The 14,512-nt window shown below is 33.9% G+C and carries 8 protein-coding genes; 7 read left to right on the top strand and 1 reads right to left on the bottom strand.

Going from position 1 to position 14,512, the window contains the following annotated elements:
- The first annotated feature begins 190 nt into the window (after positions 1-190).
- Positions 191-2,179: a right-handed parallel beta-helix repeat-containing protein gene (locus STA7437_RS13445; protein ID WP_051036059.1), complete on the top strand. Its 1,989-nt coding sequence runs from the start codon at positions 191-193 to the stop codon at positions 2,177-2,179.
- Here STA7437_RS13445 and hpnA read toward each other — a convergent pair.
- Positions 2,176-3,156 (bottom strand): hopanoid-associated sugar epimerase, encoded by a 981-nt coding sequence (gene hpnA, locus STA7437_RS13440; RefSeq protein ID WP_015193937.1) that lies wholly within the window; start codon positions 3,154-3,156, stop codon positions 2,176-2,178. The two genes, STA7437_RS13445 and hpnA, sit on opposite strands and share 4 nt — an antisense overlap.
- Positions 3,157-3,352: 196 nt before the next feature.
- On the opposite strand from hpnA, the gene rfbC reads away from it, so the two are divergent.
- From rfbC to STA7437_RS13410, 6 genes are all read left to right on the top strand, one after another.
- Positions 3,353-3,898: a dTDP-4-dehydrorhamnose 3,5-epimerase gene (gene rfbC / locus STA7437_RS13435; RefSeq protein WP_015193936.1), complete on the top strand. Its 546-nt coding sequence runs from the start codon at positions 3,353-3,355 to the stop codon at positions 3,896-3,898.
- Entirely contained in the window at positions 3,895-4,788 is an 894-nt protein-coding gene (gene rfbD, locus STA7437_RS13430; RefSeq protein WP_015193935.1) for a dTDP-4-dehydrorhamnose reductase, read from the top strand. The genes rfbC and rfbD overlap by 4 nt, the downstream gene beginning before the upstream one ends.
- Positions 4,789-4,822: 34 nt before the next feature.
- Positions 4,823-5,896 (top strand): glucose-1-phosphate thymidylyltransferase, encoded by a 1,074-nt coding sequence (locus tag STA7437_RS13425; RefSeq protein WP_015193934.1) that lies wholly within the window; start codon positions 4,823-4,825, stop codon positions 5,894-5,896.
- 86 nt (positions 5,897-5,982) lie between these two features.
- Positions 5,983-7,050 (top strand): dTDP-glucose 4,6-dehydratase, encoded by a 1,068-nt coding sequence (gene rfbB / locus STA7437_RS13420; protein WP_015193933.1) that lies wholly within the window; start codon positions 5,983-5,985, stop codon positions 7,048-7,050.
- A 651-nt stretch (positions 7,051-7,701) separates the two neighbouring features.
- The gene (locus tag STA7437_RS13415; RefSeq protein ID WP_015193932.1) at positions 7,702-11,763 is read left to right on the top strand and encodes a tetratricopeptide repeat protein; all 4,062 of its coding nucleotides are present in this window, start codon (positions 7,702-7,704) and stop codon (positions 11,761-11,763) included.
- Between the two features lie 51 nt (positions 11,764-11,814).
- Positions 11,815-14,493 (top strand): tetratricopeptide repeat protein, encoded by a 2,679-nt coding sequence (locus tag STA7437_RS13410; protein WP_015193931.1) that lies wholly within the window; start codon positions 11,815-11,817, stop codon positions 14,491-14,493.
- Positions 14,494-14,512: the final 19 nt, after the last annotated feature.

The following is a 14,512-nucleotide window of genomic DNA, read 5'->3' as shown; positions in this document are numbered from 1 at the left end:
TTACTTAATGTTTGGTAACTGGTCACTGAAATGACTGCTTTAAACTTTTAATTTGAGCTTTATCCATATTTTTATAAGACTTAGAGATAATTAGCCGTTAAATAGTTAATATTTAACTTGCAAAATAAATTTAAACTTTCTTATGTTTCACAAGAGATTGCTAACGAGAAGACAGACTTTTAAGTTGAGCTTGGGGTTAGCAACTGCTGTTGGGATTGGAACTTTTGCGAAAAATTCAGTTAATAATAACTCTCAAGCAGAAGAATTATCAGAAGTAACTAATCTCGCTGCTCAAAATATTACTGCTGCTCAAATCGATGAAAATAAAATTAGTCAAATTATTCATGTAAATATAAATGATCCTAACGCTTCAGATCATAATTCAGCCTCTTCAACTCAGCCTTTAAAATCTCTGAGTGCAGCCCTTGAAAAAGCCAAACAATATTTAAATAGAGGAGAAAGCACCAAAATTATTCTTGATCCTGGCCTGTATCGGGAAGGAGAATTAGTCATTGATGGAGAACAATTAACTCCTCAAGCTAAAGATGCAGTTTTGGTTATTGAAGGTAGAAATGAAGAAGTAATTATTAGTGGTGCTGAAACGTGGCATCCTTCTAGTTGGAAAACCGTTAAACGCAATGGAATTGTTTATTACGAAAAAGACTGGTTATACGATTTTGGTAATAATGGTGGTGCTTGGGGTGAATACAATCCTCCAGATGTGATAGCTCATCGTAGTGAAATGGTGTTTGTTAATGGACAACCCTTAAAACAAGTTTTACTAGAAAAGTATAGTTACACTACACCAAATGATTATCAAGGTAAAGGTACTTATAATTATCTTGGTTATGAACAACCCGACCATGTTATTGAACCAGGAACTTTTGGTATAGCCGAACTAGATGAAAATGGTAATAAAATTTATCTTTGTCCTTCAGAAGAAATTGATTTTTCTCAAGCAGAAATAGAAGTTGCTACAAAAAGATTTTTGTTGCGATTTTTCAAGATGGAAAATGTCGTACTGCGTCGATTAAATTTTCAGCATAGTGCTAATGAAATTGAAATTACAGGGGCAGCAGTTATGTTTGGTCCTTGGTACGGTAATAATGAGTTTCGGGGTAACAATATTCTGATCGAAAACTGTAATTTTAGTTGGAATAATGGCAGAGGTTTAAGTTTACTTCATCAGCAAAATGTTACTTTACGGGGTAATAAATTTAACTATAACGGTTTTATGGGTGTAGATGCTCATACCCTTCTCAATACTGTTTGGGATAACAATGAAACTAACTTTAATAATTGGCGTGGGCATCAAGGAAAAATAGTGCAATGGGCATTAGCAGGAGCAAAAATTCATAACACTTGGAATGGTGTCTTTCACAATCATCGTACGATTGGAAATATGACGGTAGGATTATGGTTTGATATTGGAAATCGCAATATTATGATTGAGCGTCTAATTGCACTTCACAATATTCGCGGTTTAGCTTTAGAAATTTCTCCAGGTCCTTTTATCGTTCATAATTCACTATTGGCTGATGATCAAGAAGTCAATTTTTTAGTTGAAAATGCTCATAATATTGTTGTATCTAATTCAATTATTTGTGCGGTTAATGGAGGTGATTCGGTTCAGTTTACTTCGGCAAGTTCTCGAACTTATACTGATAGTTTAGGTCAAATTTTAGGACAAAATGATGGTCAAGAAGTACCAATTTATTTAGGTTCTACTAAATTTCAAAATAATTTGATTGTTGCTAATCAACAAAAACAAGCTTTGATAGTTCAAAAAACGGGCGATCCAAAACTTTATCAACAATTTCTTCAGCAGGAATATACAGGTAGAAAAAATTATTATTGGGCTCCTTTGAAAAAAACTTTTGGCATAGATTTTCAAAGAACTAACATGACTAATCTTAATCAATGGGCAAATTATACAAAAGAAACAAATTATATCTGGCGAGAACCTTATTTTGTTGATTCAGAAAATTATGATTTTCGTTTGAAAGCAGATAGTCCTATTAAACAAATAGAAAGTAATTTACCTACTCAACAGATAGATAGTGATACTATTATAGAAATGAGACAGTATTTAGCGTGGGTTCAGAATAAACCAATCAATAATTCTTCGGGTAACTTCTTACAAAAATTGAGAAATTTCTTTAACAACGATCATAACTAGCGATCGCTATTGCTAGAAAACCAATTGACAGCATCTTCTAAAGCTAAATCAATCGAAGATTGAGGTAAACCCAACTCTGTGATTGCTTTAGTTGCATCGTAATACATTTTTTGTCTCGACATTTTTACTCCATCTACAGGAATTGATGGTTGTTTTCCAAACAGACTTAAAACTTTTTCATCAAGCCAAGCAACAGTATAAGGTATCCAATAGGGAATAGTTTTTTGAGGTGCTGGTAAACCTGTAATCAGAGAAAGTTTTTCTAATAATGCTTTAAGAGTAATATTTTGATTACCTAAAATATAGCGATCGCCTGAGTTACCTTTTTCTAAAGCTAATAAATGTCCCCAAGCTACATCCTTAACATCAATAATATTCAAACCAGTATCGACATAAAAAGGCATTTTTCGATGTAAAAAACGCACAATTATTTCTCCCGTGGGAGTAGGTTTGAGATCCCATGCACCAATCGGAGTACTAGGATTAACAATAACTAAGTCTAAACCTAATTGAAATGCTTTAACAGCCTCTTGTTCAGCATAATATTTTGATTTTTTGTAATCACCTACCAATTGATTAACAGGACTTTGATGAGCTTCATTAACTGGAGTACCATTTTTGCCTACACCAATTGCTGCCACCGAACTTGTATAAACAACACGCTCAATACCTGCTTGATGGGCTGCTTGCAAAATATTACGCGTACCTAAAACATTATCTTGGTACAATTGTTTTTTACTAGCCTGCCACAACGAATAATGAGCAGCAACGTGAAATAACACCTGGCATCCCTGCATTTGTTGGGATAAATTAGAGTCGTTTAAATTTCCTTCAATGGTTTCGATGTTTAAAGAGTCTAGATTATCTAAACGACTGCTAGAACGTACTAAAACCTTTACTTCATATCCTTGTTGTAGCAATAGCCGAACTAAATTAGAACCAATAAAACCAGTCCCACCTGTTACAAAAGCACGCATTAATAGTTATTGATTGATCAACTATTTCGCAATTATAAACTTAAGTCCAGACTTGTCCGTTAATAATTAATAGTTATAGTTTTCTAACATCGGTTGTTTGAGAAGTCGGTGGTTATATTTCCCCACTTCAACAATTAAACCATCTAAATTTTCACTTCTGTAAGTTCTAATTTTTAAAATAGTACTCAAGTAAATCATGAAGGTAATTAGCACTAAAATCCCTGACGTTATCATGATCGAACCACAAGTGTTTGGTGACGATCGCGGTTTTTTCTTAGAAAGTTACAATGAGAAAACTTTTGCTCAAAAAACAGGTATTAACGCGAAATTTGTCCAAGATAATCACTCTCGCTCTGCTAAAAACGTTCTCAGAGGATTACACTATCAAATTCAACAACCTCAAGGAAAATTAGTTCGAGTCGTCATTGGAGAAGTGTTTGATGTAGCAGTTGATATCAGAAAAAATTCTCCTACTTTTGGTGAGTGGGTTGGTTGTATCTTGAGTGCAGAAAATAAAAGATTATTTTGGATTCCTCCAGGATTCGCTCATGGATTTTTAGTTTTGTCCGAAAACGCAGATTTTCTCTATAAAACTACTGACTACTACGCTCCTGAATACGAAAGAGCTATTCTTTGGAATGATCCTGATCTTAATATTGATTGGCCACTACAAACTACTCCTCTCCTTTCGGCAAAAGATCAAGCAGCCCAACCTTTACAAACAGCCGAGGTATTTTTATGAGTAAAATTGTTCTTACAGGAGTTACAGGGCAAGTAGGTCAAGAGTTGCAACAAACTCTAAGTTCTTTGGGAGAAGTGATTGGCTTAAAACGTCACCAGTTAGATTTAACTGATCCTCTGTCGATTGAAGAAGTAATCAGCCAAATCAAACCTAGTATTATTGTCAATGCAGCAGCCTATACCGCAGTAGATCAAGCTGAAACCGAGGTAAAACTAGCTAATAAAATTAACGCTATTGCACCTACTGCAATGGCAGAAGTAGCGGAAAAAATTGGGGCAACTTTGGTGCATATCTCGACAGATTATGTCTTTGATGGTTGTAACCATACTCCCTATCAAGAAGAAGATGATACTAATCCCATTGGAGTGTATGGCAAATCAAAACTATTAGGAGAAGAAGGCATTATTAATAATTGTTCTCGTTATCTCATTCTCCGTACTGCCTGGGTATATGGTTGTCGCGGACATGGTAACTTTGTTAAAACAATGCTGAGACTAGGAGCAGAACGAGAAGAAATTCGGGTAGTTGCCGATCAAATCGGCAGTCCAACTTGGTCTTATGATATTGCGGTAACTATTACTCAAATGCTTGCTAGAGAAATAGCTGGAAATTCAGTTTTACCAACGGGAATTTATCACTTTACCAATAGTGGTGTAGCTAGTTGGTACGACTTTGCTGTAGCAATTTTTGCCGAGGCACAACAATTAGGATTTTCGCTTAAGGTTAAGCAGATTGTGCCAATTAGTACTGCTGAGTATCCCACTCCTGCCCAACGTCCAGCTTATTCAGTACTGAACAAAACCAAAATCACTAAAGCTTTGGGTGTGTATCCTCCTTATTGGCGACAGTCTTTACAAAAAATGTTGGTTCAGTGGCAATCGCTAATCTAAATCGATCTCACTCATTACTATTTAAGAACAAATCATGAAAGCACTCATTCTCTCTGGTGGTAAAGGTACTCGTTTACGTCCTTTGACGTACACTGGTGCTAAACAACTTGTCCCTGTAGCTAACAAACCTATTCTTTGGTATGGCATTGAGTCAATTATTGCTGCTGGCATCACCGATATTGGTATTATTATTAGCCCAGAAACAGGTGCAGAAGTTCAAGCAAAAACAGGTAATGGCGATCGCTTTGGAGCTAAAATTACCTATATCTTACAAGACCAACCTCTAGGTTTAGCTCACGCGGTTAAGATTGCCCGACCTTTTCTTCAAGATTCTCCTTTTGTCATGTATCTGGGGGATAACTTGGTTCAAAGTCAGTTAGATTTATTTTTAGATAAATTTAAATCCAAACATCTAGATGCCTTAACTTTACTCTGTGAAGTAGAAAATCCTACCGCTTTTGGGGTGGCTAGAGTTGATCAAGATGGTAAAGTCTTAGAACTAATTGAAAAACCACAAGTTCCTCCTTCTAATCTTGCCTTAGTAGGGATATATTTATTTTCTCCTGCCATTCATGAAGCGATCGCAAATATTGTACCTTCTGCTAGAGGAGAATTAGAAATTACTGATGCCATTCAGTATCTGATCGAAACTCAGAAAAATGTTGAATCTTTCCAGTTAAAAGGTTGGTGGCTTGATACAGGGAAAAAAGATGACCTACTCGCAGCCAATCAAGTTATTTTGGATACTTGTCTTGACTCAACTATGGCTGGAGAAGTCGATGCCAATAGCAAAATCAGTGGTAGGGTTCATATCGGTAAGGGTTCTCGGATCATTAATAGTACGATTCGCGGTCCTGTCACTATTGGTGAAAACTGTCAAATTGAAAACTGTTTTATTGGGCCTTACAGTAGTATTGCCGATCGCGCTACTATCATCGATACCGAAATTGAACATAGTGTAATTTTAACTGAAGCTAAGGTAATTGGTATTCAGCAACGAATTGTTGATAGTTTAATTGGTGCTAGGGTGCAATTAAAAGTTACACCCCAACGTCCTAAAGCCCTAAGATTTATGATTGGAGACGATTCTCAGATTGAATTAGCTTAAATTGTTCTTATGCAACTGATAACTGATGTATAGACGCGACAGATTACGTCTCTACTGGTAATTGATAACTGAATAACTATTAAATAATGAATCAATCTCGAAACATACTGATAACTGGTGGTGCTGGTTTTATTGGTTCTAATTTTGTTCATCATTGGTGTAAAACTTATCACAGCGACCGCGTTGTGGTTTTAGATGCTCTTACCTATGCTGGAAATCGCCAAAACCTTGCTACTCTAGAAGGTAAAGCTAACCTACGTTTTGTTCATGGTAATATCTGCGATCGCGATTTAATTGACCGACTACTTCAAGAAGAACAAATTGATACGATTGCCCATTTTGCTGCGGAATCTCATGTAGATCGTTCAATTTTAGGACCTGGTGCTTTTATAGAAACCAATGTAGTTGGTACATTTACTTTACTCGAATCTTTTCGGCAGAGATGGGAAAATCAGGACAAACCCTTAGATTATCGTTTTCTTCATGTTTCTACAGATGAAGTTTATGGAAGTCTTGCACCAAAAGACCCCGCTTTTTCTGAAACTACTCCCTATGCACCAAACAGTCCTTATTCGGCATCGAAAGCAGGTAGCGATCATCTTGCCCGTGCTTACTATCATACTTATAATCTGCCTACCATAATTACCAATTGCTCAAATAATTATGGACCCTATCACTTTCCTGAAAAACTTATTCCTTTAATGTGCATTAATATCTTACTTGGTAAACCTCTACCAGTGTACGGAGATGGTCAAAATATTCGAGATTGGTTGTATGTTGAAGATCATTGTCGTGCTTTAGATGTTGTCATCAATCGTGGTACACCAGGAGAAACCTACAATATTGGTGGAAACAACGAAGTCAAAAATATTGAACTAGTTCAGCAAATTTGCGATTTGATGGATGAACTTGCTTCTGAATTACCCGTTATTCCTGCGCGACAATTAATAAGTTTTGTTAAAGACCGACCAGGACACGACCGTAGATATGCGATCAATGCTACTAAAATTAAAACTGAATTAGGTTGGACTCCTCAAGTCACTGTACAAGAAGGATTACGTCAAACAGTAATTTGGTATTTAAACAATCGTTCTTGGTGGCAACCTTTACTGTCTCCAGAATATCAAAGTTATTATCAACAAGTTTATTCCTAATTTATAACTAAATTAAGTTGTGATTAGTTAACAACTAAAATTAAATATTTTTACTTAAGTCAGCTAGCTAAATTCCAAGCTAGCTTATTTTATATTCAGTTAATTATTTTGGTTAACTAGAAGGTTAAAACGTAATTAAATTAAGCTTCTTTAGTTTTAATAACCATTGATAATCAAAAATTTTATTAAAGTTAAGCTTCATTATTAAAATTTGTTCAGTAATTTTAAATTATTAGTATAAACACTATTTACGTGAAATTAATTAAATAAAAAACACAAAAAAAAAATACTTGAATATTATTGAAACACTTGATATTTTAGTATTGTTAAGACTTTGAATAAATAAATTTTATTAATCTTTAATTATTTAATCGTTTCTTTTATGAAGATTCGCTCAATACTTTTTTAAATTTTCAAATTTGAATTACCTAGGAGCAAGTTTAAAACAGTTCATGACTTTATCTAAAATTAGTATTTGATGATTATCTACTAAGTTAGAAATCTTGACTAAATTTGCTCGAAAATCATGAAAAATTAGCCATAAATTTCAGACAAAAAGGTAATTTTACTGAAGCGATCGCCCCTTGATATAAATGCTATTAATTTAAAGTAAATCCAGCTAAGTTTACGTTTATACAAATATTTTCTGCAATGAAATCTCAACAAATAGAATCCCCAAACGAAGATAAACAACCTGAATTTATTCAGTTACCTACGCCTAGTTTTAGTTGGCAACATTTTACTCCTCCATATCAGCAAATAGCTGCCTATCAATCTTCTCAAACTGCTTTGGCTCAACTAGCTATAACTGCTAATACACAGATTTTGATGCCTAAATTGGAAGTAGCACAGATTTATCTAGAACAAGCAATAATTTACTGGGAAAATCAGCAATGGGATCAAGTAATTAAAGCTTGCGAAAATGCACTTAAAATTAATCCAACTATAGTTGAAGCTTATAAACTTTTAGGTAATGCTTATCAAAGAATTGGCAATATAACTGAGGCAATTGGTTGTTATGCTAAAGCTCTAGAACTACGTCCTGATTTAGCGGAAATTTATGCGAATTTGGGTACTCTTTATGCGGGTACACAACAATGGGAATCAGCACTTAATTATTATCAAAAAGCTTTAGTTTTTAAACCAGACTTTCCTGGAGTTTATAAGCATTTAGCTAAAGTTTGGCAAAATTTAGGTAATCCAGATAAAGTTAAAGAATATAATCAATTAGCAATTCAATTACAGGCTAAACCCGACTTAGCTTTTCAACAACATTTTCAGTTGGGTGAACAATTACTTAAAATAGGTAAATTTCAAGAGGCTCTTCACCAGTATTTCCGTGCGATTGAGTTAGTTCCTACTTCTATTGAAGCTCATCAAAAATTAGCTATTACCTTAGAACAAATGGGAGAATGGCAACAAGCTAGCAAATATTATCAGCGAGTTTTAGAACTTAAAAATAATCCTATTGAACAAAAATTTTTAACTCCTCACCATAGTCCAGAACAATTACAAATTTCTCCAGCAAATAACCCAGATTCAAAATTACAACAATATTTACAAAAAGCTGCTCAAAATCCTAATTCGGCTGAAGCCCAAGCTAATGTAGCTAGTATCTATGCAAAAGAAAAACAATGGCAAAAAGCGGTCGCGCATTATCAAAAAGCAATTCAACTAAATCCTAATTTTGCTGGAGCTTATCGTAATTTAGCTAGAGCTTTAACTCAGTCAGGAAAAGAAGACAAAGCCATTTCCTTTTGGTTGCGAGCAATTCAGTTAGAACCTCAAAAAATTAAAGCAGAAGAATATTTACAATTAGGTAATCAATTCTTAAAACAAAGAAAATCGGATCAAGCACTCGCACTTTATCGTCAAGCAATTCAATTGCAACCATCTTTAGGAGAGCCTTATTTACGTCTTGGAGAGTTACTCAATTCAGCGGGACAAAAACAACAAGCACTTAATTGTTATCAACAAGGACTGAAAAACAGTCCCAATTATGCTCCTTTACATTATCAAATTGCTCAAACTTACGCCGAACAACAACAATGGCAAAAAGCCAACGCTCACTATCAAGCAGCTATTCAACTAGAGCCTAATTACTGGGAAGCTTATCATTATTGGGGTGAAGCTTTAACCAAACAACAAAAATGGCATGAAGCAATTTCTGCTTATCGTCATGCCACTGAAATTAATTCAGATTTTTCTTGGTCACATAATAATTTAGGCTACGCTTTAATTCAAATCGAACAATGGCAAGCAGCAGGAGATGCTCTTCGTCAGGCAGTTAAACTTAATCCTGAATTTGCTTGGTCGCATTATAACCTTGGAGAAGCTTGTAGTAAACTCAAACTCTGGAATGAAGCAATTACTGCTTATCAGTCTGTAGTAGCACTCAACTCAGATTTACCGAACATTCAAAATAAATTAGGTAATGCTCTTTATCAAAGAATGCAAAGCGATCGCGAATTAGCACTTCAATGTTATCGTCAAGCGATCGCTCAAAATCCAGACGAACCTCATAACTATCATCAAGCAATAGCAATTGATAAATATAATTCGGAACTTTACATTAGTCTTGGGACTGCCTTAGTCAAGCAAGAAAAATTAGATGAAGCAATTATCGCCTATCAAATGGCAATGCAAATTCAACCACGTAATTTAGAAGCTTCAATTCGTTTAGACAATACTTTACTTAAAAAAAATCCCCAAACTGATGTTAAGAAGGTTCTTGAATCTCTGGTAAACGTTGTTGCTCAACCTACTACCACTAAATCAGTTGTCGTTTTACCCAAAAGTAATTGTCCTACAGTTTCAATTATTATTCCTGTTTACAACCAACTTCAATACACTCTTCAGTGTTTACAAGCTCTAGTCCAAAATATCCAAGCAACAACATTAGTTGAAATTATCGTCATTAACGATTGTTCTCAAGACAATACTCAAGAAACATTAAGTTCAATTGAAGGATTAACTTTGGTTGATAATAACCAGAATTTGGGTTTTATTCATTCTTGTAACAAAGGTGCAGCAGTAGCTAACGGTGAATATCTTTACTTCCTCAATAATGATACAGAAATCCGCCCCAACTGTATTGAAAGTCTGATTGATGTTTTCCTTCAAGACGAACACGTAGGCGCAGTAGGATCAAAACTAGTTTATCCTCAAGGCTCTCTTCAAGAAGCTGGTGGGATTATTTGGCAAGATGCTTCTGGTTGGAATTATGGCAGAAACGATAATCCTCATGACCCTCAATACAATTACTTGCGCGAGGTAGATTATTGTTCTGGAGCAAGTTTAATGGTCAAAAAAGCCACTTTTGAAGCTTTAAAAGGTTTTGAAAGAGATTTTGCTCCTGCTTATTACGAAGATACTGATTTATGCTTTGCCATTCGCCATCGTTTAGGTTTAAAAGTCATGTATCAGCCCAAATCAGAAGTAGTTCATTATGAAGGCATCACTTCAGGAACTTCTACCAATAGCGGTACTAAAAAATATCAAGTCATCAATGCAGCTAAATTTAAACAAAAATGGCAATCAGTTTTAGCAACGGAACTGTATCAACCCAATCAAGGTGCTGAAAATGTTCCTCAAACGGCAAGAAAATACTCAGGGCAAAAAACTATTTTAGTCATAGATACTTATATGCCCTGTTATGACAAAGAATCAGGCTCAAAACGCCTATTCCATCTTTTAGCAATCTTTAAAGAACTTAACTATCACGTTATCTTTGCAGCCGATAATGGCGTTAAAGACGAACCCTACACCTCGATTCTACAAAACCTTCAAATTGAAGTCCTCTACACTCAAGATGGTTACGGAATAATTCCTGAAGAACAGATCAAAGCTAGATTGCCTTTAATCAATTTTGCCTGGATTTGTCGACCAGAACTGAACGAAAAATACATTCCAATCATTCGACAACAACCAAATCTCAAAATTATCTACGACACTATCGACTTACATTATTTGAGAATGAAACGCGCTTGGGAATTATTTCCAGAAAAAGATCCGCAAGCAGCAACTGAATGGATCAATATGCAAGCTAGAGAACTAACAATTTCTCATCAAGCAGATGTGACTATTACAGTTACCTCTGTAGAAAAAAACATACTACAACAACAAGGGGTTTCTAATGTAGCAGTTATTCCTAATCTTCATACTCCTTATTTAGGTGAAACTAAAGATTTTCATAGTAGAGAAAATATTTTATTTATCGGTAGTTACACCCATCCTCCTAACGTAGATGCTGTGTTATGGTTGTGTGAAGAAATCATGCCATTAGTATGGGCAAAAATACCGAACGTTAAAGTAACTTTACTCGGAAGTAATCCCACTCCAGAAGTCAAACAATTAGAATGCGATCGCATTATTGTAACTGGTTATATATCTGATGTAAGTTCATATTTTTTAAGTCATCGAGTGTTTGTTTCTCCGTTAAGATACGGCGCAGGAATGAAAGGAAAAATCGGACAAAGTTTGGAATATGCTTTACCAGTTATCTCTACTTCTGTTGGCATAGAAGGAATGAATTTAATTCACGAAGAAAATATTTTAGAAGCAAACAATACTGAGGAATTTGCTGATCAAGTTTTAAGACTTTATCAAGATGAAAAGATTTGGAATTATCTAGCAACAAAATCTCAAGAAGCACTTATTCCCTATAGTTGTGAAGTAGTAAAAGCTTCGTTGAAAAAGTTTTTAATCAATTAAATATATATACATATTTCAATTCAACCATTAATTAAAATTCAAATTGTTTTTATGAGCGTACAAAATCTTAGTCAATATTCCCGAGAATTATCAGTACAAGAATGCTTAGATCGAGGAGCATCATTACTAAAAGAAGGAAATATACAACAAGCTATTGAAATTTACCAGCAAGGTTTGCAGTATCATACTAACTCCGCGAGTATTTATTTTAAACTAGGAATAGCTTTTTTAGAACAAGGAAATTTATCAGAAGCTTATGACAATTTTTATAAATCAGTCGCACTTGAAGCTGATTTTCACTGGGGTCATTATGGATTAGGACTTTTTTTTGCACAACAGGGTAAATTATCTGAAGCAGTCGATGCTTATCAACAAGCATTAACTCTGAACCCAGATGATTATTTAATTCATCAAAAGCTTGGCGAAATTTTTTTAGATCAAAATCAGCTAGATTTAGCTGAACAACATTTATTCAATGTAATTAGATTAAATGAAAAATTTCATTGGGCTTATTATCGCCTTGGTCAAGTTTATGAAAGGTTATTAAAACTAGATGAAGCAAAGAATTCTTTTCTCAAAGCAATAGAAATAGAACCAGATTTTCAACTTGCCAAAAAACATTTAACCTCAGAATCATTTGAAGAGGTTATTACAAAAGCTGATAGTAGTTTTAATGAGCAAAATTATCAACAAGCTTTGACAATGTATGAAGTGTCATTAGCTTTCCATTCTCAGCACTATCATTCCATGTTGCGTAAAGGAGAATGTTTATTTAGATTAAAAAAATATTCTGAGGCAGAACAAACATTACTAATAGTCAATCAACAATTCGGCGATCAATTTTGGCTTTTAATTTGTCTTGGAGAAGTTTATTTTCACCAATCGAAAACTAAAGAAGCAATTTTATCTTTTGAAAAAGCAATCAATTTAGATAATAAAAATTTATGGTGCTGGCATTTATTAGGAAAGTCTTATCAAACTATTAATGAATATCAACAAGCTAACATTTGTTTTAATAAAGTTGTTGAAATTGACCCTCATAATGCTCTCGGTTATCTGGGTTTAGCCGAATTAGCAAAAGAACAAGGAAATAAATCAGAGGCACAAGTTTATTGGTGTAAAGCCATTGAAATTCAACCACAAAATAAATGGTCTTACATTAGTCTAGGATATTCTTACATTGAAGATAAAAAAATTGAACAAGCAGAAGAAGTTTTTAATCAAGCTATAAGTCTTTTTGAAAAAGATTTTGATGTCATCTTTGCAGCAGCACACGCATATTTGGCAAAACGAGATTGGACTCAATCTGCTCAAATGCTTGAAAAAGCTTTATTGATTTGTCCTGATAACGAAGAAGTTAAAGTGAGGTTACTAGAATTATATTGTTATTCTGGAAATTTAGATAAAGCTTTAGGTTATTTTAATAGCTTAAAAATAACTACTACCCCTCCTCATTCTTATTATCAAGCTGTAGCTAAATTATTTTGTGAATTGGGAGAATGGGAAAAAGCTTTTGATTTTGCAGCAGAAGCAATTCTAAAAGAACCTACAAACATACACAATCACAGTTTATTTATTAAAGTTGTTCGTAAGAGTAAAAAATTTAAGGAAGCTTTAAATGTTATAGAACAAGAGTTTGACAATCAAGAAATCAAAACTAGTTTTTTATTAATCAAAACTGCCATACTTGAACAATTAATAGAACCAATCAACGAAGCCAGACAATGCGTATCTTTAATGAAAAAAGAAAATTCATTGTCACGAGATTTAGTTATTTGTGAAAACAGATTAAGATTAAAAGAAAATATTTTTTCTGAGCAACTCTCTCAAGTAGAATCAATTAAAACAAAAATATTTTATTGTACAGACAAAGCTTATAGCCTACCAACTTTAGTATCTATATTTTCACTACATAAACATAATAAACATAAACTAAAAAATAATCCGATTTATGTGGTAGCCGATCACCCTACTTTAGAATTAATCAAAGAAGCTTATCAAGTTTTAGCTCACAACTTAAATTTAATTATTGAATTTATAGATATTGAATCATTATTCAAAGGACTTAGTGATTATAAACTCACTACTGGTTATGGCGTTTTTACTGGAGGAGATTCTCTTTCTAGAACAGCTTATTATAGACTATTTTTTGGTCAAGTATTAAATGATATTTCTCCTAACTCTCGGTGGCTTTATATTGATTCAGATACTATTATTCTTGATTCACTTGAAGAAATCGATTATTTAGATTTTAATGGTTATCCTATTGCAGCACGTAGAGAAAGACCAAAATCAGAAATAGAAGAGGCAATCAAAACTAATAACTTAAAAAGTGGAAAATACTATAACTCAGGAGTAATTGCTTTTGATTCAACTCATCCTCAATTAACTGATTTATTAAATAAAGCCGTGAGAATTGCTGTGGAAGAAGGACATAAACTTCTTTATCACGATCAGTGTGCTTTGAACATAGCATTTGATGGTCAAATTGCCGATTTATCTCCTCGATTTAATGATTTTTATCCTCCTTATGACCAAAGAACATTTGATGAATTGCTTTTAAGCGATCAAAGTCTAATTATTCATTTACTAGACCGACCTAAACCTTGGGATTCTCTTAATAAACATCAAGGCTCTATTTTATGGTTTCAATTATTAGAGGATATGTCAAGATTTTTACCAGCAAAATATCTTTATAAACTTTTTGAAGTGCTTCAGGCTTCTATTTAGTTATTGTTAATTTTGTAAT

Origin of the sequence: Stanieria cyanosphaera PCC 7437, assembly GCF_000317575.1 — a bacterium.
Lineage (GTDB): Bacteria > Cyanobacteriota > Cyanobacteriia > Cyanobacteriales > Xenococcaceae > Stanieria > Stanieria cyanosphaera.
Note: the sequence above shows the minus strand (reverse complement) of the source record. Positions and strands in the feature narration are given on the sequence as shown.